Raw genomic sequence first — 20,888 nt, forward strand, 5'->3', positions numbered from 1 at the left:
GTGCGGCGTCAGCTCCTCTCCGAGGTGCCACGGCCCTGCGGGGACGTGGGTGGCAGGGGGTCGCCGCGGGAGATCTGGGTCTCCGGGTAGGCGACCTGGCCGGGCCCGGTGGGCGGCGCGGGAACCTCGTCGATCCGTTCGGCGGCCTCGATGCGGGCGGCGCAGACCTTGTACTCGGGGATCTTCGAGCGGGGGTCGAGGGCGTCGATGGTCAGCGCGTTGGCGGCGGTGGGCACGGGCCAGTGGTAGGGGACGAAGACGGTGTCGGGGCGGATCGCCTCGGTGACCAGGGCGGGGAAGACCTCGCTGCCGCGGCGGGTGACGACGCGGACCGGGTCGCCGTTGCGGAAGCCGTGGGAAGGGTGGACCTCGACCCAGGGGCGGGGGGTCTGCTCGACGAGGGCGCCCAGGCGGCGGGTCTGGTTGCCGGAGAGGAAGTGGGCGACGGTGCGGCCGGTGGTGAGCGAGAGGGGGTATTCCTCGCTGTACGGGTCCATGGGCGGGTGCCATTCGACGACCTGCATGTGGATCATGCCGTCGGCGTGGTAGGTCCGGCCGTCCTCGAAGAGGCGGGGAGTGCCGGGGTGGTCGGTGGAGGGGCAGGGCCAGGCGATGCCGCCGGTCTCCTCGAGCCGCTCGTAGGTGATGCCGTAGTAGTCGTTGACCGTTCCGGCCGACGCGATGCGCAGCTCCTCGAAGACGGCGCGGGAGTCGGGGAAGTCGAACTTGTCGCCGGCGCCGAGGCGTTTGGCGAGCTCGCACATGACCCAGGTGTCGGTGCGGACGCCGGCCGGGGGCTCCTGGGCCTTGTTGTGCTTGACGACGCGGGCCTCGGCGTTGGCCATGACGCCCTCGTCCTCGGCCCACACGGTGACGGGGAAGACGACGTGCGCGTTGGCGGCGGTCTCGGAAAGGAAGAAGTCGAATTGGGCGTGGAACTCGGTGGTGTCGTAGCCCTCCTTCACCGTGGCGTAGTTGGGGAGGGAGACGAAGGGGTTGTTGCAGATGCCGATGAGGCCGCGGATCTCGCGGCGCTGCATCTGCCAGACCATCTCCATCATGGAGGTGCCGGCGGGCGGCAGCTCGGACTCGTCGATGCCCCAGATCTCGCAGATCTGGCGGCGGTGTTCGGGGTCGGAGATGGAGCGTCCGCCGGGCAGGAGGTCGGACTTCTGGCCGTGCTCGCGGCCGCCCTGGCCGTTGCCCTGGCCGGTGATGGTGCCGTACCCGGCGCCGGGGCGGCCGATGTTTCCGGTGGCGACGCACAGGTTGATGATCGTGAGGCAGTTCTCGACGCCCTGCGAGTGGTGTTCGACGCCGCGGGCGTGCCAGGCCATGGCCTTGTCGGCGCCGGCGAAGATGCGGGCGACCTGGACGATCTGTTCTTCGGGGACGCCGCAGATCCGCGCGGAGCGGGAGGGCGGATAGTCGGCGACGGTCTTCTTCACCTCCTCCCAGCCGGTGGCGTGGGCGGCGAGGTAGGCCTCGTCGGTGAGGTCCTCGGCGACGATGACGTGGAGGACGGCGTTGAAGAAGGCGGAGTCGGTGCCGGGCTTGAGCGCGACATGGATGTCGGCGGTCCGGGCGATGGCGGTCTCGCGTGGGTCGACGACGATCAGGGTGGCGCCGCGGTCCCGCGCTCCCCAGACGTACTGGGTCATCACGGGGAAGCATTCGCCGACGTTGGAGCCGGCGATGAGGAGGCAGTCGGTGAGGAGGATGTCGGAGAACGGGTTGCCGGCCCGGTCGATGCCGAACGCGAGCTTGTTGGCTCCGGCCGCGGAGACCATGCACAGTCGGCCGTTGTAGTCGACGTGCCGGGTCTTCAGAGCGACGCGGGCGAACTTGCCGACGAGATAGGTCTTCTCGGAGAACAGGCTGGCGCCGCCGAGCAGACCGAAGGCGTCGTTGCCGTACTCGGTCTGGATGCGGCGGATCTCGGAGACGGTGAAATCGAGCGCCTCCTCCCAGCTGGCCTCCCGGAACGGCTCGTCGCGGCTGCGGCGCATGAGCGGAGAGGTGAGCCGGTCGGGGTGGTTGACCTGCTGATAGGCGTTGATGCCCTTGGGGCAGAGCCGCATCCGGTTGATGTCGTGGTTGCGGGGCTCCACGCCGAAGACCTTGCCGCCGTGGTCGACGCGAAGATACATGCCGCACTGAACGCCGCAGAAGCAGCAGTGGGTGGGGACGAGGGTCTCGCCGTTCTGGTCGGCGTGCCAGCGGTCGGCGGGGATACCTCCGGCGTCCCGGAAGTTGCGGGTGCCGGGCGGAGCGACGGACGGGTCAAGAGGCAGCTGCTGCCCGGCGTGCGCGTGCGTCACTTGAAGCCTTTCTTGACGTGGCTGAGGTAGGCGTTGCCCCGGAGGACCCGCTTGCAGCGGGGGCAGTACTCGGTCCACTCGTCGAAGCCGAGGCTGAGGTCGCGCATGGTGCCCTGGAGGTTCTCGACGTAGAGGGCGGTGTCGATGGGCCGGCCGCAGCGCCGGCAGGCGAGGAGGCCGGCGCCGGAGCCCTCCGCGCCGGTCGCGGCGCCCGGCGCGCGGGCGGAGCTCGCTGCGGCCGGACCGGCGTCGCCGGTCTTGCGGCGGGCGGTGTACTTGAACAGCTGCATGCCGACGGCGGCGGGCCGCTGGACGATGTGGAAGAACTTCCCGAACGGGATGTAGATGAGGGTGAAGACCACCGACACCATGTGCAGGATCGCCAGGAACTCGTAGCCGCCGCCGTGCAGGAAGATCGAGGAGAAGGTGAGCAGCAGGCCGGTGACGGAGATGACGATGAGGGCGATCAGCGGGACCAGGTCGTAGGCGAAGCGCTGGCCCGTGATGGCGCCGCGGTCCTTCATCCGCCGCCACAGGAAGTAGCAGGCGCCGGGGATGACGAGAACGGCGGCGACGTCCAGGCCGTGGAACATCAGCCAGCCGACGATGTTCAGCGAGTCGAAGCCGAGGACCTTGAAGCCCCAGATCCGCATCTCGTAGCCGGGGCCCGAGCCGGTGGAGGAGGTGAAGGTGAACCAGCCCCAGGTGAGCGGGAAGGTGATGAGGGCAGCGAGGACGCAGCCCCAGAAGATCAGCTGGTGGGCGGCCCAGCGGGCGTGCGAGCGGGCGCCGAGGAACTTCTGGAAGCCGAGGTAGGTGGCGATCATCCGGGGCAGGGCGGTGGGCGCCTTGCGGAAGTTCTCGACCGAGAAGAAGGCGCGCCAGCCCTGTTTGAACAGGCGTCGGGCGCCCGGCGCGGACACCCACACGGTGTAGCGGTAGGCGACGCCGAAGGCGAGGAAGACGGTCGCCACCGCGTACGGAAGGAGGGCCGAGTCGAAATCGCGCAGCAGCCGGCTGCCGAAGACGATCGCGAGGATCAGCAGCACGGAGACGGCGACACCGGCGAGCGTGGCACGGCGGCGCACCTGGGCTGGGGTCTGCGGCGACCGCTCGGCCGGGGCGGGCGGCGGCTCGACGGGGGCCTGCGGTGGCTCGGCAGGGGCCTGCGGTGGCTCGATCACGCGGCCACGATAGAAGCCTTCATCCCTATACGCCCGTTTTGCGACACCGGTGGGTGAGTACCGGGCCGGGCGGCCCTCAAACGGCGTACAGCCCGTGGGACCGGAAGATCTCCCGCGCCGCCGCGACCTGCTCCGGAGTCGGCGACGGGGTGTCGTGCAGGGTGAACGGCTTGGCGAGTGCTCGCCACTTCGCTTCACCGAGCTTGTGGAAGGGGAGGATGTCCACGCGGGAGACATTGCCGAGACCAGCGGCGAAGGCGGCTACTCCCTCGATGTCGGCGGGGTCGTCGGTCAGACCCGGGACGAGGACGTAGCGGACGTGGACCTCCTGGCCGAGGTCGGCGAGACGGCGGGCGAAGTCCAGTGTCGGCTGGAGCGGCCGGCCGGTCACCTTCTTGTACGTGTCCGGGTCCCAGGACTTGATGTCGAGAAGGACCAGGTCGGTGTCGCGCAGCAGGGCGTCGGTGGCCCGGGCACCGAGGAAGCCCGAGGTGTCGAGGGCGGTGTGCAGGCCGAGCTCGTGCTTCATGCGGTGCAGCAGCTCGCCGGTGAAGACGGGCTGGAGCAGGGGTTCGCCGCCCGAGACGGTGGCCCCGCCACCGGAGGCGGAGATGAAGCGGGTGTACTTGCCCGCTTCCGCGATCACGTCGTCGGCGGACGTCCGCTTGCCGTTCCGCATCCGCCACGTGTCGGGGTTGTGGCAGTACAGGCAGGTCAGCGGACAGCCGGAGAGAAAGGTGACGAAGCGGGTGCCGGGGCCGTCGACGCCGGTGGACAGGTCCCAGGAGTGCACCGAGCCCTCCGAGGGCCGCCGGGTCGCCGCGGCAGCCGGGGTGGCGGGGAGGGTCGGGATGTCCGAGCCGAGGAGTACGGCCATGGCAGGGCCTCCTGTCCGGGAGGGGAGAGAAGCGAGAGGGGCGAGCGAGAGGGACCGGCGACAGGGACGAGCGAGAGAAGCGGGACGGGCGAGAGTGGGAGTGAGGAATGAGGGGGGCGTGAGGAACGGGGGGGCGTGAGGAATGAGGGGGGCGTGAGGATCGAGGGGGACGTGAGGAACGAGGGGGAAGGGAGGGATGGGTCAGGGGACGTGGTCGGTGCTTCCCGCGCGGCTCCCGGGCCCGGGTGAGGGTTGAGGGCGGGCGCCGGGGCCGTGCGGTCGGTCGGGGCTGACCGGTGGGCCGGCCGACTCGCCGACCGGTGAGGCCGGCCGGTGAGGGCGGTCGGTGAGGGCGGTCGGTGAGGCCGGCCGGTGAGGGCCGGCCCGTCGGCTCGGGCTAGAGGGAGCCGTGGAAGGTGCGGTTCAGGACGTCGAGCTGCTGGTCGCGGGTGAGGCGCACGAAGTTCACCGCGTATCCGGAGACCCGGATGGTGAGCTGCGGGTGGTTCTCCGGGTGTTCCATGGCGTCGAGCAGCACGTCGCGGTTGAGGACGTTGACGTTCATGTGGAAGCCGTCGCAGGCCATGTAGCCGTCGAGGACACCGGCGAGGTTCCTGATCCGCTCCTCGGGAGTGCGGCCGAGGCCGTCCGGGGTGACGGTGTTGGTCAGCGAGATGCCGTCTTCGGCGTCCTCGTACGGGAGCTTGGCGACCGACAGGGCCGAGGCGACGTAGCCGTGGGTGTCGCGGCCGTTCATCGGGTTGGCGCCCGGGGAGAACGGCTCTCCGGCACGGCGCCCGTCGGGGGTGTTGCCGGTCTTCTTTCCGTAGACGACGTTGGAGGTGATGGTCAGGACGGACTGCGTGTGTTCGGCGTTCCGGTAGGTCGGGTGCTTGCGGACCTTCTTCATGAACTCCTCGACCAGCCGGACCGCGATCTCGTCGGCACGGTCGTCGTTGTTGCCGTACGCCGGGAAGTCGCCCTCGATGGCGAAGTCGGTGGCCAGACCGGTCTCGTCGCGTACGGCGGTGACCTTGGCGTACTTGATGGCCGCGAGCGAGTCGACGGCGACCGAGAGGCCGGCGATGCCGCAGGCCATGGTGCGGCGTACGTCGCGGTCGTGGAGCGCCATCTCGATGCGCTCGTAGGCGTACTTGTCGTGCATGTAGTGGATGACGTTCAGCGCGTGGACGTAGACGTTCGCCAGCCACTCCATCTGGTCGTCGAACTTGCGCATCACCTCGTCGAAGTCGAGGACTGCGGAGGTGACGGCGCCGGTGTCGGGGCCGACCTGCGCGCCGGACTTCTCGTCGCGGCCCCCGTTGATCGCGTAGAGGAGGGTCTTGGCGAGGTTCACGCGGGCGCCGAAGAACTGCATCTGCTTGCCGACGGGCATCGCGGAGACGCAGCAGGCGATGGCGGTGTCGTCGCCGAAGCGGGGCCGCATCAGCTCGTCCGACTCGTACTGCACGGAGGAGGTGTCGATCGAGACCTTTGCGCAGAACTCCTTGAAGCCCTGGGGGAGCTGCGGCGACCAGAACACGGTCATGTTCGGCTCGGGGGCCGGACCGAGGTTGTACAGGGTCTGGAGATAGCGGAAGGAGGTCCTGGTGACCAGCGGACGGCCGTCCTCGCCCATGCCGCCGATGGACTCGGTGACCCACGTCGGGTCGCCGGAGAACAGCTCGTCGTATTCGGGAGTGCGGAGGAAGCGGACGATACGCAGCTTGATGATGAAGTCGTCGACCAGCTCCTGGGCCTGCTCCTCGGTGAGGAGACCGGACTCGATGTCGCGCTGCAGATAGACGTCGACGAAGGTGGAGGTGCGGCCCAGCGACATCGCGGCGCCGTTCTGCTCCTTCACGGCGGCGAGGTAGGCGAAGTACAGCCACTGGATGGCCTCGCGGCCGGTGGTGGCCGGGCCCGAGATGTCGTGTCCGTACGAGGCCGCCATCGCCTTCAGCTCGCCCAGGGCGCGGATCTGCTCCGCGAGCTCCTCGCGCAGCCGGATCGTCTCCTCCAGCGAACGGTTCCCGGCGGGGAGGGAGTTCAGCTCCTCCTTCTCCTCGTTCTTCGCCTCGACGAGGCGGTCGACGCCGTAGAGGGCGACCCGGCGGTAGTCGCCGATGATGCGGCCGCGGCCGTAGGCGTCGGGGAGTCCGGTGACGATGCCGGCCTTGCGGGCGGCGCGGATCTCGGGGGTGTAGGCGTCGAAGACACCGGCGTTGTGGGTCTTGCGGTACTCGGTGAAGACCTTTTCGAGCTCCGCCGAAACCGGGTAGCCGTAGGTCTCCAGGGCGCCGGCGACCATGCGCCAGCCGCCATACGGCATGATCGCGCGCTTCAGCGGGGCGTCCGTCTGGAGGCCGACGATCAGGTCCTTGTCGCGGTCGATCCAGCCGGGGGCGTGGGCGGTGATGGTGGAGGGGATGTCGTACGCGATGTCGTGGACGCCCTTGGCGCGCTCCTCCGGGAACCTGTCCGTGATGGCCTTCCACACGGCGGTGGTCCGCTCGGTGGGGCCGACGAGGAAGGAGTCGTCACCCTCGTACGGGGTGTAGTTCTGCTGGATGAAGTCGCGTACGTCGATGGCGTCGCGCCACAGACCGCCCTTGAAGCCCTTCCAGGCTCCGCCGTTCACCGTTGCTTCAGCAGGGGTCGCAGTCACTGCCCGCACCGCCTTCTCGATCGCTCGAAACAGCCTCGTCGCTTGCTTCCATTGCACTCCGTTCGATCGATCAAATCGGGCGGCAATGGTCACCAGTCGATGGCCATTGGTCCCTCTCCCGGCATGAGGAAAGGCCCCGCTCGGGCGGGGCCCTTCCGGGTCGGACGGGACGGTCAGCTGGGGGCCTCGGCGCCCTTGCGGGCGTAGAACCACCAGGTGACGAGCACGCAGCTCAGGTAGAAGGCGACGAATCCCCACATCGCGCTGGTCACGGCGATCGAGCCGAAGAGGGCCGGGATGAAGAAGAAGCCGTAGGCCGCGATGGCCGAGGTGAAGCCGGTGACGGCGCCGGACTCCATTTCCGCCTGCTTCAGGGCCCGGGCGTATTCCGGAGTGCCCTCGGTCAGGCCCTTCAGATGGGTGCCGCGGAAGATCACGGGGATCTGGCGGAAGGTCGACCCGTTGCCGATGCCGGAGAAGAAGAACGCCGCGAGGAAGCAGAAGAAGAAGCCGTAGAAGGAACCGCCGTCACTGCCCGAGGGAAGGAAGTCGATCACTCCCACGAGGGAGGCCGCCATGCCGACGAAGGACAGGATCGTGACCCGGGCACCGCCCCACTTGTCGGCGATCCAGCCGCCCGCCCACCGGGCGAGGGCACCGACCGCCGGCCCCATCCAGGCGTACGTGGCGACGGAGTAGTCCGGGAAGGTCGTCTTGATCAGCATCGGCAGCGCCGCGGCGAAGCCGATGAACGAGCCGAAGGTGCCGACGTACAGCCAGGTCATCAGCCAGTTGTGCTTGCGCTTGAAGATCACCTTCTGCCGGCTGAACGGTGTCGACGCGACCTTCAGGTCGTTCTGGCCGAACCAGGCGACGGCGGCCAGGACCAGCAGGACCGGAACCCAGATGAAGGCCGCGTTCTGCAGGTAGACCGGAGTGCCGTCGGCCTTGTGCTGGGCCGAGCCGACGGCGATCGTCGACCAGGTGATGACGATCGGGGTCAGCAGCTGGACGGCGGAGACGCCCAGGTTGCCGAGGCCGCCGTTGATGCCGGTCGCACTGCCCTTCCTCGCCTTCGGGAAGAAGAAGCCGATGTTGGCCAGGGAGGAGGCGAAGTTCGCACCGCCGATGCCGCACAGCGCGGCGATGCCGACCATCACTCCGTACGGGGTCGACGGGTCCTGGATCGCGATGCCCAGCCAGATCAGCGGCACGATCAGCACCAGCGTCGACAGGGCCGTGAAGCGTCGCTGTCCGATCATCGGTCCGAGGAAGGTGTAAAAGATCCGGGCCGTGCCGCCGGTCAGACCGGGTATGGCCGTCAGCCAGAACAGCTGGGAGGTGGAGAAGGCGAAGCCGACGTCCTTCAGGTTCGTCGCGGTGACCGACCACACCTGCCAGACCACGAACGCCACGAGCAGCGCCGGCACGGCGATCCACAGGTTGCGGTTCGCGACCTTGCTGCCGATGGACTTCCAGAAGAGCTCGTTCTCCGGCTCCCAGTCCGTGATCGGCTTGCCCGGCCTGTACTGCTCCGCGTCGTACGAGGCGGGTGACGGCCCGCCCGTCGTTCTGCTGTCCTGGACTACGGAACTCATGGCGCTTCCCTGACGTTTCGAGGGGTTCTAGCCCTTCCAGGCTCCGCCCGGGCGCCACGGGTACGGGAGAGTCGATCGTCGCCGGAGTCGGCGGGCCTAGGTCCCGTCAGGCCCGGGCCTTTGGGGCCCCGTCAGGCCTGGGCCTTAGGGACCTCATGGGCGTCCAGCACGGGCAGGGTGACCTCCGGGGTCCGCCGGCGTCGCGGGTCCGCCGGCGTCGCGGGTCCGCCGGCGTCGCGGGTCCGCCGGCGTCGCGGGTCGGCCGAGGCCCGAGGGGGTGGTGGCGTTGTGGTGTCGTGTTGGTGTGGGTGCGTGAGGGCGTGCTGTTCTGTGGGACATGACGCAACCCTTTCTTCCGCTCACCGCCCGGTCACGCGACGAGGCGCACCGGGCCGCCACACCGCTCGAGTTGTTCTTCGACCTCTGTTTCGTCGTCGCCGTCGCCCAGGCCGGCGCGGAGCTCGTGCACGCCGTCGCGGAGGGGCACGCCGGGTCCGGGATCCTGAACTACGCGATGGTGTTCTGGGCCATCTGGTGGGCCTGGATGAACTTCACGTGGTTCGCCTCGGCGTACGACAACGACGACGTGCTGTACCGCGTCGTGACGCTCGTCCAGATCGCCGGCGTGCTGATCCTCGCCGCCGGCGTCTCGCGGGCCTTCGACGACCACGACTTCCTCGTCGTGTACATCGGGTACGTCGTGATGCGGCTCGCGCTCTCCTCCCAGTGGCTGCGCGCCGCGCACCACGCCACGGACCCCGCCGAGCGGACGATGTGCCAGCGTTACGCGGGCGGCGTGGTGGCCTGTCAGATCGGCTGGACGGCACTGCTGTTCGTGCCGGAGGACGCGCGCCCGTGGGTGTTCCTGGTCATGGCCCTCGCCGAGATGGCCGTACCGATGTACGCGGAGAAGGACGTCACGACCCAGTGGCACCCCCACCACATCGCCGAGCGCTACGGACTGTTCACCATCATCGTGCTCGGCGAGACCATCGCGGCGGCGACGGTCGCCGTGAAGTCGGGCGTGACGGAGAACGACGCGCTCGGCGAGGTGCTGCCGATCGCCGCCGGCGGGCTCCTCATCGTCTTCGCGGCCTGGTGGATCTACTTCGTCGTCCCCGCCCACGACCGGCTCGCCTCCAACCGGCAGGGCTTCCTCTGGGGCTACGGCCACTACCTGATCTTCGCCTCCGCCGCCGCGATCGGCGCCGGCATCGAGATCGCGGTCGAGCAGGCCGTCGGCAAGGCGCACATCACCACCCTCGCCGCGTCCTCCGCCGTGACCATCCCGGCGGCCGTGTTCCTGCTCTGCGTGTGGCTGCTGCACGCCCGCTACTTCAAGGTCGGCTTCGCCCAGCAGGCGGTGCTGCCGGTGTCCGCCCTCGCGATCCTGATGTGCTCCTTCTTCGGACACTGGGCCGTGTTCGCCGCCGGACTCGTGGCAGCGGCGACCGTGGCCGTGGGCGTGACCCTGACGGCCACCAACCCGGCCACCAGGTCGAGCGGGCGACGGGTGTCGTGAGGCGGCAAGTCGTGTGAGGCAATGGGTCGTACGCGGCGACGGCCTCCGGTCAAGGTTTCCGCGCCCCGCGCCGGAGTGCCCTCGCCCTCGCCCTCGGGCCAGAGTCACCGCGTCCGGCTCCGTGCCCCCGTGGTGCCCCCGTGCCCTGGGCCGGTATCCGTCGCCTACGCCAGAATTCCTCACATGATCTTCCAGCTGCTCGGTCCGCTCACCGTCGGCGGCGCGCCCGCCTCCGGCGGCCCCCGCGTGCGGGCCCTGCTCGCGCTCCTGCTGCTCGACGCGGGGCGGGTGGTCGCGGCCGAGCGGCTCGTCGACGGCCTCTACGGGGACGAGCCGCCCGCCGGCGCCGCGAACGCCCTCCAGTCGCAGGTCTCCCGGCTGCGCCGGGCGGGCCTGCCGGACGGGGTGGCGGTGGAGCACTCGGCCGCGGGCTACCGGCTCACCGGCGTCGAGGCCGACGACGTCGACGCGTTGCGGTTCGCGCGGCTGGCTCGGGAGGCCGCGCGGCTCCGCTCCGACGAAGCCACCGGTCCCGCCGGGAACGGCGTACGGGCCGAGGAGCTGCTGCGCGAGGCGCTCGGCCTCTGGCGCGGGCCCGCCCTCGCGGACGTACGGGACGCTCCGTACGCCGCCGGGCAGGTGGCCCGGCTCGACGCGCTGCGCCTTGACACGCTGGAGGAGTGGGCGGCCGCGCGCCTCGCTTCGGGCGGAGATCCCGCTCCGCTCGTACGGGACTTGGCGGACGCGGCGGCCGCGCAGCCGCTGCGCGAACGCCTCCGGGCGCTCCAGATGCGGGCGTTGGCCGGTGCCGGGCGGCAGGCGGAGGCGCTCGGCGTGTACGAGGAGGTGCGCGGGGCGCTCGCGGAGGAGCTGGGCGCGGATCCGTCGGAGGAGTTGGCGGCGGCCCATCTGGCGGTCCTCCGGGGCGAGGAGTCCGCCCGGCCGCTGAGCGGCACCGGGCTGCCGGGCGTCAGAACCGGATCCGGCTTTGGCACCAGGCTGCAGAGTGTCGCCCGCGGCCCCGAACTGCCGGTTATCGGAACCGGCACCGGGCTGCCGGGCACCGGAACCGGCACCGGCACCGCCACCGGGCTGCCAGGCATCAGCGGCGACCCCGGGCTGCCGGGCACCGGAACCGGCCCCGACCCTGGCCCTGGCCCGAGCACTGGCCTGCCTCGTCCCGCCGCCGCCCTCGTCCGCCCGCCCGTGCCTCTCACCGATTTCGTCGGGCGGGAGCGGGAGCGCGAGCAGCTCGGCGCGCTGCTCTCGGCCGCGCGGCTGGTGACACTGGTCGGTCCCGGTGGCGCGGGCAAGACCCGGCTCGCGGTGGAATGCGCCGGCCGCGAGGCCGTCTTCGTGGACCTGGGTGCCGTCGGGCCGGGTGAGACGGCCGGGGCGTTCGCGCGGGCGCTCGGGGTGCGGGACGCGGCCCGTGACGCGCTCGTACGGGCCCTCGCGGACCGGCCTGTGCTGCTCGTCGTCGACAACTGCGAACACGTGGTGGCGGAGGCGGCCCTGCTCGTACGGGAGCTGCTCGCCGGCTGCCCGGAACTGCGGGTCCTCGCGACCGGCCGTGAGGCGCTGGGCATCACGGGCGAGTCGCTGCTGCCGCTGGCCGCGCTCGCGCCCGGTGCGGCGGAGGAGCTGTTCGTACGGCGTGGGGCGGCGGCCCGGGCCGGGTTCACGGGGCACGCGCGCGTACCGGAGATCTGCGCGGCCCTCGACGGACTGCCCCTCGCCCTGGAACTGGCGGCCGCCCGACTGAGGACCCTGACCGTCGACGACCTCGCCGACCTGCTCGCGGAACGGCTCGCAGACAAGTTCGCAGACCGGCGGGGAGAGCGGCAGGGAGACCGGCTCGACGGACGGTTTCGGGTGCTGTCGCGGGGGGACCGTACGGGGCCCGAGCGACATCGGACACTGGCCGCGGTGGTGGAGTGGAGCTGGGAGCTCCTGGACGAGGAGGAACGGGTCTCGGCGGCGCGTTTCTCCGTCTTCCGGGGCGGGGCCACCCCGGAAGCGGCCGCCGCCGTCTGGGGCACGGACCTCGCGGACGCGACGGACCTCCTCGCGTCGCTTACCGAGAAGTCGCTGATCGAGGCGACCGCGGACGCGACCGGCCGGGGCCGCTACCGCATGCTGGAGACCGTCCGCGCCTACGCGGCCGGGCGGCTGCCCGCCGACGACCCCGCCTTCGCCGCCCACACCGCCCACTTCCTGGCCCTCGCCCGCGCCGCCGACCCGGGACTGCGCGGCCCGGCCCAGCTCGACCTGCTCGCCCGCCTCGACGCCGAGGACCCGAACCTGCGCGCCGCCCTGCGCCGCGCGACCCCGGAGGACGGGCTGCGCCTGGTGGCCGCGCTCACCCCGTACTGGTGGCTGCGCGGCCTGCGCGGGCAGGTCGCCGGGCTGGCGGCGGACCTGCTCGACGCGGTCGAACGCACCGGTCTCGCACCGGACTCGGCCGGCCTCGGCGAGGAGTACGCGCTGTGCGTCCTGACCGCCGGAGCGGAAGCCGGCCCGGGCACCGAGCCGTACCCGGATCTGCCTCCCGATCGGCTCGTACGCGCGCGAGACCTGCTCGTCGCGCGCACGGAGCCGCTGCGACAGCCGTTCACCGCGTTCCTGTGGGCCACGACGGTCGGGCCGGAGGAGCGGCTTCCGGTGCCGGACGACGCCTGGTCGCGCGCCCTCGACCTGGTCGGCCAGGGGCACCTGGCCCTGGCCCGGGGAGACGCGGAGACGGCGGAACGGACGCTGACGGCGGCCCTGGCGGAATTCCGCGCCCTCGGCGACCGCTGGGGCACGGCCACCGCCCTGGAGGGGCTCGCCGGCCTCTCCCCCGAACCGCTGCCCCTGCTCGCCGAGGCCCTCGGCCTCTTCGAGTCCCTGGGCGTCGCCGAGGACATCGTGGACCTCCTCGGCCGCCGCGCCGCCGTCCACGAGGCTGCGGGCGACCCAGTCTCCGCCGCGGCCGACCGCACCCGTGCGGCGGAAACCGCCCGCCGCGCGGGCCTGCCCGGCCGGCCGTCCCTCCCGTAGCTGCCGGACCCGTCGGACCTCTCTCGTAGCTCCCGGACTTGCCGGACCGATCGGACCTCCCGGATCTCCCGCACCCGTCGGACCTCCCCGAACACGCCTGACGGAACTCCCCGGACACGCCTGACGGTCGTCCCCGAGCACCGTCTGCCCATCCCCCACACCACCAGGCCGCCTGTGTCCTGCGCGCAGGCCACCTCCGGCCTGCGCCCTGGCCCTGGACCTGCAAGCCCCTCCGTACGCCGCGGTCAGCCTCCGTCAGCGCTTCGTGCGGGGTCCGTCAGCGGGCGCGGCCAGTCTCCTTCCTGTCGAGGCGATCGCCCGGCAACGAACCCCGACGACCGGAAGGTCCCGCCATGCAGCAGCACACCCTTCGCACCGCCCTTGTCACCGGCGCCTCGCGCGGCATCGGGCGGGCCATCGCCCGGCGGCTGGCCTCGGACGGGCTGCTCGTCGCCGTCCACTACGGCTCCGACGCGGCAGCCGCCCAGGAGACCGTCGACCTGATCACCGCCGGCGGCGGCCGGGCGTTCTCCGTGGGCGCCGAGCTCGGCACGCACGAAGGCGTGCTGGCGCTCGTCGAAGGCGTCCGGGCGGGGCTCCTGGCCCACACCGGGGACACCAGGCTCGACGTGCTGGTGAACAACGCGGCCGTCACGTCTTCCGGCGGCCGCCTTCAGGACGAGACCGTCGAGCAGTTCGACCGCCTCTTCGCGGTCAATGTGCGCGCCCCGTACTTCCTGGTGCAGCAGCTCCTGCCCGTGCTGCGCGACGGCGGCGCGATCGTCAACATCGGCTCCGCCGTCACCCGTATCTCGCTCTCCGACGAGCTGGCGTACGCGATGACGAAGGGCGCGATGGAGACCTTCACCCGCACCCTCGCGAACGTCGCCGGCACCCGCCGGATCACCGTCAACACCGTCGCCCCCGGCCCCACCCAGACGGCCGAGCTCACGGCCGCGTTGGCGGCGATGCCGCAGCTGGAGGACATGCTGATCGCCGGGCAGGCGCTGCCGTGGGTGGGGCAGCCGGAGGACGTCGCCGAGCCGGTGGCCTTCCTGGCCTCTCCGGCCGGCCGTTGGATCACGGGCACGGTGATCGACGCCTCGGGCGGCACGTATCTCGGCCCGAAGCGCTGAAGCGGGCGACCCGATCCGCCCTGACCTCGGCCCGTCGTACGGACATTCGTGCTACGCAGGAGGCATGACCGAACACCAGCGCGACACGACCGATTCGCACGGGACCCACGGCGGCATCACCGACGTGGCCGGGCTCCGCGTCGGCCACGCGCGCGTGGCCGGGCCGCGGGCACTGTCCGGGACCACGGTGGTCCTGGCCCCGGAGGGCGGGGCGGTCGCCGCGGTCGACGTGCGGGGCGGCGGTCCTGGCACGCGGGAGACGGACGCGCTGGACCCGCGCAACCTGGTGCAGCGGATCGACGCCGTCGTCCTGACCGGCGGCAGCGCGTACGGGCTCGACTCGGCGGGCGGCGTGGTGGCCTGGCTGGAGGAGCAGGGGCGCGGGGTGCGGGTGGGGCCCGATCCGGCGCATGTGGTGCCGGTCGTGCCCGCCGCCTGCGTCTTCGACCTCGGCAGGGGCGGCGACTTCTCGGCCCGCCCGAACGCCGCCACGGGCCGGGCGGCCGTGGAGGCCGCCGCGGCGAACGGGCTCCACGCGCGCGTGGAGACGGGCGCGGTGGGCGCGGGCACGGGAGCCGTCATCGGCGGACTCAAAGGCGGAGTAGGAACGGCGAGCACCGTCCTGGCCTCGGGGATCACGGTCGGCGCGCTGGTGGTGGTCAACGCGGTCGGTTCGGCGGTCGACCCGGAGACGGGCGTGCCGTACGGCGCCTACTTCGGCGGATCCGGTGACGTCGGTGAGCTCGGCGGGCACGGCGCCCTCGACGGCGACTCCCGCCCCGGCCCCCGACCCGGCCGCCGAGCCGGCGACCGCCCTGGTGACCGCGTCGGCGACCGCGACGGCTCCCGACCCGGCGCCGCCCGTCCGGCAGGCCGGCGGCCCGTGTACCCCGATCCGGCCGTGCACGCGGAGGCGATGCGGCGGCTCGCCGAGGCGCGCGCGAAGCTCGCGCCGCCGCCGCTGAACACCACCCTTGCGGTGGTGGCGACGGACGCGGTGCTGACCCGCGCACAGGCGCACAAGCTCGCGGGGACGGCGCACGACGGCATCGCGCGCGCCGTCCGTCCGGTGCATCTCCTGAACGACGGCGACACGGTCTTCGCCCTCGCGACGGGGGCGCGCGAACTGCCCTCCGCGCCGGGCCCGCTCGCCCTCAACGAGATCCTCGCGGCGGGCGCAGACACCGTCACCCGAGCCATCGTCCAGGCCCTTCTCGCGCCCGCCGTCGGAGTGTCGGGGCCGGGCGGGGACTTCCCGTCGTACCGGGAGCTGTACGGCGCCGCGCACGACGACTAGCCTCCGCCATCGACTCCCGGTATACCAAAGGGAGTTGAGGAATATGCCGGGGGGAGCGGGAACTCGTTGTGCGCCCCCGTTCGTTTTCCCGAACGCCGGACACGATGTCAGACCCAGGGACTACGTTTAGCAAGCACCAAGTGACATGCGGCGACGGCCTGGAGACCCTCTTGAACGATCCGCAGGATCATTCTCACGATCCGTACGAGACGACCGAGACCCATCTTGAGCGACTTCTCGGCCGGGCGCTCAACTCCTTCGACCTGCCCGACTCCACGATCGAGCGGCTGGAGTCGGCCCTCGCCCACTCCACCGCGCTGTACTCCTCGCACCACAGCGCTTCGCTGCACCGCACCACCTACCGTCACACTTATCTACTGCCGGACGGCACCGCGCCGAGCCTCTGGGAGCTGGTCCACAACTCCGGGCGGGACGGCGCGGAGCAGCACGAGCTGTACCTGGAGGAGGCCGAGGCCCGGCTCGCCGCCTCCCGGCTGCCCGCCGGCCCCTCGCTGGGCTGGACCGTGGAGCGGGCCGACGGCACGCCCGCCGACGAGGACGACGACCTGGAGGCGCTGAGCGCCCTCCTCGCCCGCCCGATACCGGCCCAGCCGCGGATGTACGTGCCGGACAACTCGGCTGACCACGCGCGCCGGGTGCTGCGCCGCGCGGAGAACGCGGACCGGCCGGGCGAGGCCACCGCCCGGCGGCTGCGGCTCGCGTTCGCGCACCACATCACGCAGGCATTCGGGCGGCAGTGCCCCGTGGAGGGCCGCCGGGACGCCGGCTTCACCCTCTACGAGCACCAGTTCCTGCTCCTGGACGGCAGCGAGCTGAGCCTCTGGGAGGTCGAGCACACGGCGACACCCGACGGCCGTCACATGTGCGAGGTCTACGAGGAGGAGCGCGCCGCCCGAGACGCGATGGAGTCCCGCTCCCGGGTGCGGTGACGGCCTGACGGTCTGACCGCCCGCTCCGACCCGTCCCGGGCCCTCCGCCCCGACCCGTCCCGGCCTCCGTCCTGGCCCCGCGTCCCGCTACCCCCGTCCCGGCCGCACCGTCCCGGCTCGCCCGTCCTTGCGGACCAGCAGCGCGACGGTCACTCCCGTGAGCCGTTCGGTGCCGGTCGCCGTGTAGCGGGCGCGCAGGGCGCGGGCCTGGGCGGGCGGCAGGGCCTGCAGCGGGTCCGCGTCGTCCGCCGGGACGACCAGCCAGATGCGCGGCTCGCCGCGCAGGCAGCGCGCCGGGTCCGGGCACTCCGTCGCCCACAGGTCCGCGCGGTCGGCCGCCGAGCGGGCCAGGAAGACGTCGCGCGGGCGCAGTTCGTCCGGCAGGTAGTGGCGTACGCCGGCGTCCAGGAGGCGCCAGTAGTCGTCGCCGCGGTCGTACACCACGGCGTCCCCGGGGCGGTGGTACTTCTCGATGGTGGCGGCGGCGCCCCGGTAGTCCACTCCGTGCCAGAAGTGCGCGTACGGTTCGCGCAGTGACCGCTGCTCGGGCAGCGTGAGCAGGGCCAGCACGGCGAGGAGCACGGCGACGACGGCCCGTGGCCGCACGGAACGCAGGCCGATGCCCGCCAGCACCGCCCAGGCGGGCAGGGTGAACAGCAGATAGCGGAAGTAGAAGTACGACACGTCGCCGTGCGACACCGTCCACAGAACCAGCGGCGGCCCCACTGCGGACACGGTCACGGCCAGCAGCAGCCCCCGGTCGGGGACGTCCACGCGCGCGCCCGTGCGCTTCGCCGGACCCGCCCCCGGGCCCGTGCCCGCGCTCACCGTCGCGCGGCCGGCCGCGTCCCCGCCGGCGTCGCGGCCCGGCCGGCGTGCCCACGCCGACGCGGCCAGGGCGATGACCGCTCCGGCGGTCAGGGCCGAGCCGAAGAGCTGGGGCCAGAAACCGGCCAGGCCCCACAGATCGGGCCGCGGGATCCAGGAGATCTGGCGCCCCGCCTGGGACCGGCCGAGGAACAGGACGGGGGCGGTCGCGGCCACGCCCGCGAGCACGGCGAGCCCGAGGCGCACGGCGACGGCACGGCCTTTCGTGACCGCGGCCACGACATGGCCGACGAGGGCGGTCAGCGCCACCACGTGCAGCAGTCCGACCGCCGACACGGCCAGGGCGTACCCGCACCAGCGCCGCCGGAGGTCCGGCCGGTCCAGGGCCCGCAGGAGGAGCAGCGTGGAGAGGGCGACCGCGAGGACGACGAGGGCGTACGGCCGGGCCTCCTGCGCGTAGCGCGACACCACCGGGGTCAGGGCGAACAGCAGCCCCGCGACGCGTCCGGCCCGTGGCCCGGCCAGCCGCGCCCCGATCAGCGCCGTACAGACCGCGGCTCCGGCCATCGCCAGCACCGAGGGCAGCCGCAGGGCGATGTCGGAGTCGCCGAACAGGCCCGTCCAGCCGTGCAGGAAGAGGTAGTACGCGGCGAGGACGGCATCGACGTTCTGGACCGTTTCGAGCAGCCGGCCCGTCGAACGGGTCGCCAGGTCCCAGCTGTTGAGCTCGTCCTCCCACAGCTGTGGACCCCCCGCCCCGTGCAGTCCCAGGACGAAGGCGAGGAGGCCGGGCCACAGCCATGCACTGCCCAGCAGCCGGAGATGTCCCCCTCCGGCCGCGGACCCGGCCCGGGCCGTGCGGGCGCCGGCCCCGCCGGTCGCCGGCGTCCCGGCAGAGCCGGCGGGATCGGCGGGGTGGTCCCTTACGGAGGCAGGAGTTCCCATCAACGGTTCCTCACGCGCGGGTGGCGGACACGGGAGCGGGGGCGCCGACGGGCGCAGAGGCGGAGACAGAGACGGGGGCGGGGGTGGGGGCGGGGGCGGGGGCGGGAGAGGAAGCGGAGGCGGGGGCCGACGCGGAAGCGGACGCAGATGCCGGCGCGGAAGCGGACGCAGATGCCGGGGCGGAAGCCGGGCGGGAAGCGAGGGCAGAAGCCGGGGCCGCGGCCAGTTTCGCCACGGCGAACTCGCGGTTGGCGCGGGTCTGCTCTCGGTAGGCCGCGGGCAGGTCCGGGAGGCCGAGCAGCCGGTCACAGGCGGCGAGCGAGGCCTCGTGATCGCCCACCCAGTAGGCGGTGATCGAGTACTCGAACAGCAGCCCCCACCGGTACACCCACGGCTGGAGGAACAGCACGTCCTCGACGGGCCGCGGCCGGTCGAGGACGGCCGAGACGATGGCGTGGGCGGCGTGGTGGCGGTTCATCTTGCGCAGTCGCGCGGCCAGTTCGTAACAGGCTTCCAGGCGCTGCGGACGGGACTCCCAGGCCCGTACGAGGGTGTCCTGTGCGGTGGGCCAGTCGCCGGCCTCCGCGGCGAGGATTCCCGCCTGGAGCAGGGAGTAGTAGACCTCCTCCCCCCAGCCGCCCATGGCCGCGCGCCGCTCGTAGAGGGCGGCCGCCTCCTTCGCGCGGCCTCCGGTGTCGCGCAGGGTCTGGGCGAGGTAGAAGACCGTACGGGGGTTGCCGGGGTCCCGCTGGAGCTCGGCGCCCAGGAGGCGGGCGTCGCGCTCGAACTTGTCGTGGCGCGAGCCGCCGTCGGCGTGGTCCTCGACGACGAGCGCGTCGAGGTTGCGCTGGACGTGGTCACGGTCCGCGGTCAGGTACTCGTGCGTGACGCCCTCGTACCGCCACGGCAGGTCGCCTCTGACCAGGCGTTTGATCCGGTACTCCAGTGCGCCGCGGTGCCGCAGCATGTACGCGTCGGCGGTCAGTTCGGGCAGCGGCCCCTCTTCGCGCAGCACGTGGTCGGCGTCGAGGAGGAGCAGGTAGTCGGCGCGGCCGCGGGCCCGGGCGATGTTCAGGCTCCGGTTGTGGCCGAAGTCCACCCACGGCTCCTCCACCAGCTCGCCGGGGATGCCCGCGAGAGCGGCCCGGACGAGCTGCTGGGTCCCGTCGGTGGAACCGGTGTCGGAGACGACCCAGGTGTCCACCAGGTGTCGTACGGAGGCGAGGCACCGCTCGATGACGGCGGCCTCGTTCTTGACGATCATGCACAGGCAGATGGAGGGCCGCACGGCAACCTCACTTCCGGAGGATCGATCGGGGGGCGACCGTAGGCACGACCGTGGCGGGCACGGCGGCGGCACGCCGACCCGGAGCCGCAGGTTCCCCTTCGCGTACGCATCCATTCGGCTAGAGCGGATACGCCATGGCGCTGAGAGCGTCCGCGGACCCATCAAGACTTCGCACGCGCGATCCGACGATCAGAAAGGAAGCTCATATTCCGGCTTCCCGGACATCACTCGCCTCTCACGCCGGCGGACGGCCGGCGGAGGAAGGAGCATGCATGCGTCCTGATCCCAGGACTCGAGCCAGGTCGCCGCTCGGGCCGCTGCCTCGACGGCGTGCCTGGTTGGGCGGTGGCGCGCTCGCCTCGGTCGCACTGGTCCTGACGGGCTTCACGCCCTCGGCGTCGGCATGGGGCGACCCGGTCGCCGACGGCCGGTCGGGCGTCGCTGCGGCCGGTCCCATGACCGACGACGAGTGCAAGGACAAGCCGCACCACGAGGACCAGGGCCCGCCGCCCTGGGAGCAGGGCCCGCCGCCGCACGAGGACCAGGGCCCGCCGCCGTGGGAGGAGCAGGGCCCTCCGCCGTGGGAGCAGGGTCCGCCGCCACACGGTGACGAGGGTCCGCCGCCGTGGGAGGACCAGGGCCCGCCCCCGTGGGAGCAGGGTCCGCGCGGTTACGACGGACCGCCGGGCGTCGGTGGGCTCGAGCAGTTCCTGGACCACAAGATCGGCACGCTGACGGGCGACCGCTACGTCCGCGCGATGACCCCTGCGGGCGGCGACCACGACAAGTGCAAGGTGGGCCCGACGGGACCGACGGGACCGAAGGGCCCCACCGGACCGACCGGGCCGACGGGCCCGAAGGGCAATACGGGACCGACGGGCGCGACCGGCGCCACGGGGGCCACGGGTCCGACCGGGCCCACCGGGCCGACCGGGCCGACCGGGCCGACCGGGCCGACGGGTTCCACTGGTGCCACGGGTGATACCGGGCCCAAGGGCGACACCGGCGACACCGGCCCCGCAGGAGCAACCGGAGCGACCGGAGCAACCGGAGCAACCGGCGACGCCGGACCGACCGGCCCCACCGGCCCCACGGGCCCGACCGGCCCCACCGGCCCCACGGGCCCCACCGGTGACACCGGGCCCAAGGGCGACACCGGCGACACCGGCCCCGCAGGAGCAACCGGAGCGACCGGAGCAACCGGAGCAACCGGCGACGCCGGACCGACCGGC

The 20,888-nt window shown here is 72.4% G+C and carries 12 protein-coding genes and 1 pseudogene; 6 read left to right on the forward strand and 7 right to left on the reverse strand.

Features of this window, described 5'->3' with window-relative positions; translation table 11 throughout:
* Positions 1–8: 8 nt before the first annotated feature.
* The 5 genes from ACFY8W_RS33870 to ACFY8W_RS33890 form a co-directional block, all read right to left on the reverse strand.
* Positions 9–2,321 carry a molybdopterin-dependent oxidoreductase gene (locus ACFY8W_RS33870; RefSeq protein ID WP_391113805.1) on the reverse strand — a complete coding sequence of 771 codons (2,313 nt, stop codon included), beginning with the start codon at positions 2,319–2,321 and terminating at the stop codon, positions 9–11.
* Positions 2,318–3,505, reverse strand: coding sequence for an MFS transporter (locus ACFY8W_RS33875; RefSeq protein ID WP_391113808.1), 1,188 nt, complete (start codon positions 3,503–3,505; stop codon positions 2,318–2,320). Before ACFY8W_RS33875 ends, ACFY8W_RS33870 begins: the two co-directional genes overlap by 4 nt.
* Positions 3,506–3,581: 76 nt before the next feature.
* Positions 3,582–4,382, reverse strand: a complete 801-nt coding sequence (gene pflA, locus ACFY8W_RS33880; RefSeq protein WP_391113810.1) for a pyruvate formate-lyase-activating protein — start codon at positions 4,380–4,382, stop codon at positions 3,582–3,584.
* 397 nt (positions 4,383–4,779) lie between these two features.
* A complete protein-coding gene (gene pflB / locus ACFY8W_RS33885; RefSeq protein ID WP_391113813.1) occupies positions 4,780–7,050 on the reverse strand; it encodes a formate C-acetyltransferase in 2,271 nt (756 codons plus the stop codon).
* 173 nt (positions 7,051–7,223) lie between these two features.
* The gene (locus ACFY8W_RS33890; RefSeq protein ID WP_391113816.1) at positions 7,224–8,648 is read right to left on the reverse strand and encodes an MFS transporter; all 1,425 of its coding nucleotides are present in this window, start codon (positions 8,646–8,648) and stop codon (positions 7,224–7,226) included.
* A 337-nt stretch (positions 8,649–8,985) separates the two neighbouring features.
* On the opposite strand from ACFY8W_RS33890, the gene ACFY8W_RS33895 reads away from it, so the two are divergent.
* The 5 genes from ACFY8W_RS33895 to ACFY8W_RS33915 all read left to right on the forward strand — a co-directional run bounded on the left by ACFY8W_RS33895 (position 8,986) and on the right by ACFY8W_RS33915 (position 16,595).
* Positions 8,986–10,170 (forward strand): low temperature requirement protein A, encoded by a 1,185-nt coding sequence (locus ACFY8W_RS33895; protein WP_391113819.1) that lies wholly within the window; start codon positions 8,986–8,988, stop codon positions 10,168–10,170.
* Positions 10,171–10,353: 183 nt separating this feature from the next.
* A complete protein-coding gene (locus ACFY8W_RS33900; RefSeq protein WP_391113821.1) occupies positions 10,354–13,212 on the forward strand; it encodes a BTAD domain-containing putative transcriptional regulator in 2,859 nt (952 codons plus the stop codon).
* A gap of 353 nt (positions 13,213–13,565) precedes the next feature.
* A complete protein-coding gene (locus ACFY8W_RS33905) occupies positions 13,566–14,348 on the forward strand; it encodes an SDR family oxidoreductase (RefSeq protein WP_391113824.1) in 783 nt (260 codons plus the stop codon).
* A gap of 64 nt (positions 14,349–14,412) precedes the next feature.
* A complete protein-coding gene (locus ACFY8W_RS33910) occupies positions 14,413–15,645 on the forward strand; it encodes a P1 family peptidase (RefSeq protein ID WP_391113827.1) in 1,233 nt (410 codons plus the stop codon).
* A gap of 170 nt (positions 15,646–15,815) precedes the next feature.
* Complete coding sequence (locus ACFY8W_RS33915) at positions 15,816–16,595, forward strand: DUF6227 family protein (RefSeq protein WP_391113830.1); 780 nt, start codon at positions 15,816–15,818, stop codon at positions 16,593–16,595.
* A gap of 87 nt (positions 16,596–16,682) precedes the next feature.
* Here ACFY8W_RS33915 and ACFY8W_RS33920 read toward each other — a convergent pair whose 3' ends face one another.
* Both ACFY8W_RS33920 and ACFY8W_RS33925 read right to left on the reverse strand, forming a co-directional pair.
* A complete protein-coding gene (locus tag ACFY8W_RS33920) occupies positions 16,683–18,368 on the reverse strand; it encodes a glycosyltransferase family 39 protein (RefSeq protein ID WP_391113833.1) in 1,686 nt (561 codons plus the stop codon).
* Between the two features lie 10 nt (positions 18,369–18,378).
* Positions 18,379–19,632: a glycosyltransferase gene (locus tag ACFY8W_RS33925; RefSeq protein ID WP_391113835.1), complete on the reverse strand. Its 1,254-nt coding sequence runs from the start codon at positions 19,630–19,632 to the stop codon at positions 18,379–18,381.
* 362 nt (positions 19,633–19,994) lie between these two features.
* Between ACFY8W_RS33925 and ACFY8W_RS33930 the strand changes: the two are divergent.
* A pseudogene (locus ACFY8W_RS33930) lies at positions 19,995–20,888 on the forward strand (hypothetical protein); the annotation flags it as partial.

The sequence above is a fragment of the Streptomyces sp. NPDC012637 genome (assembly GCF_042954805.1).
Classification (GTDB): Bacteria; Actinomycetota; Actinomycetes; order Streptomycetales; family Streptomycetaceae; genus Streptomyces.

Bases quoted from the DNA above. Each gene is read 5' to 3' on its own strand.
- pflA (WP_391113810.1), bottom strand. From the start codon at position 4,382: ATGGCCGTACTCCTCGGCTCGGACATCCCGACCCTCCCCGCCACCCCG.
- ACFY8W_RS33890 (WP_391113816.1), bottom strand. From the start codon at position 8,648: ATGAGTTCCGTAGTCCAGGACAGCAGAACGACGGGCGGGCCGTCACCC.
- ACFY8W_RS33895 (WP_391113819.1), top strand. From the start codon at position 8,986: ATGACGCAACCCTTTCTTCCGCTCACCGCCCGGTCACGCGACGAGGCG.
- ACFY8W_RS33900 (WP_391113821.1), top strand. From the start codon at position 10,354: ATGATCTTCCAGCTGCTCGGTCCGCTCACCGTCGGCGGCGCGCCCGCC.
- ACFY8W_RS33905 (WP_391113824.1), top strand. From the start codon at position 13,566: ATGCAGCAGCACACCCTTCGCACCGCCCTTGTCACCGGCGCCTCGCGC.
- ACFY8W_RS33910 (WP_391113827.1), top strand. From the start codon at position 14,413: ATGACCGAACACCAGCGCGACACGACCGATTCGCACGGGACCCACGGC.
- ACFY8W_RS33920 (WP_391113833.1), bottom strand. From the start codon at position 18,368: ATGGGAACTCCTGCCTCCGTAAGGGACCACCCCGCCGATCCCGCCGGC.
- ACFY8W_RS33925 (WP_391113835.1), bottom strand. From the start codon at position 19,632: ATGATCGTCAAGAACGAGGCCGCCGTCATCGAGCGGTGCCTCGCCTCC.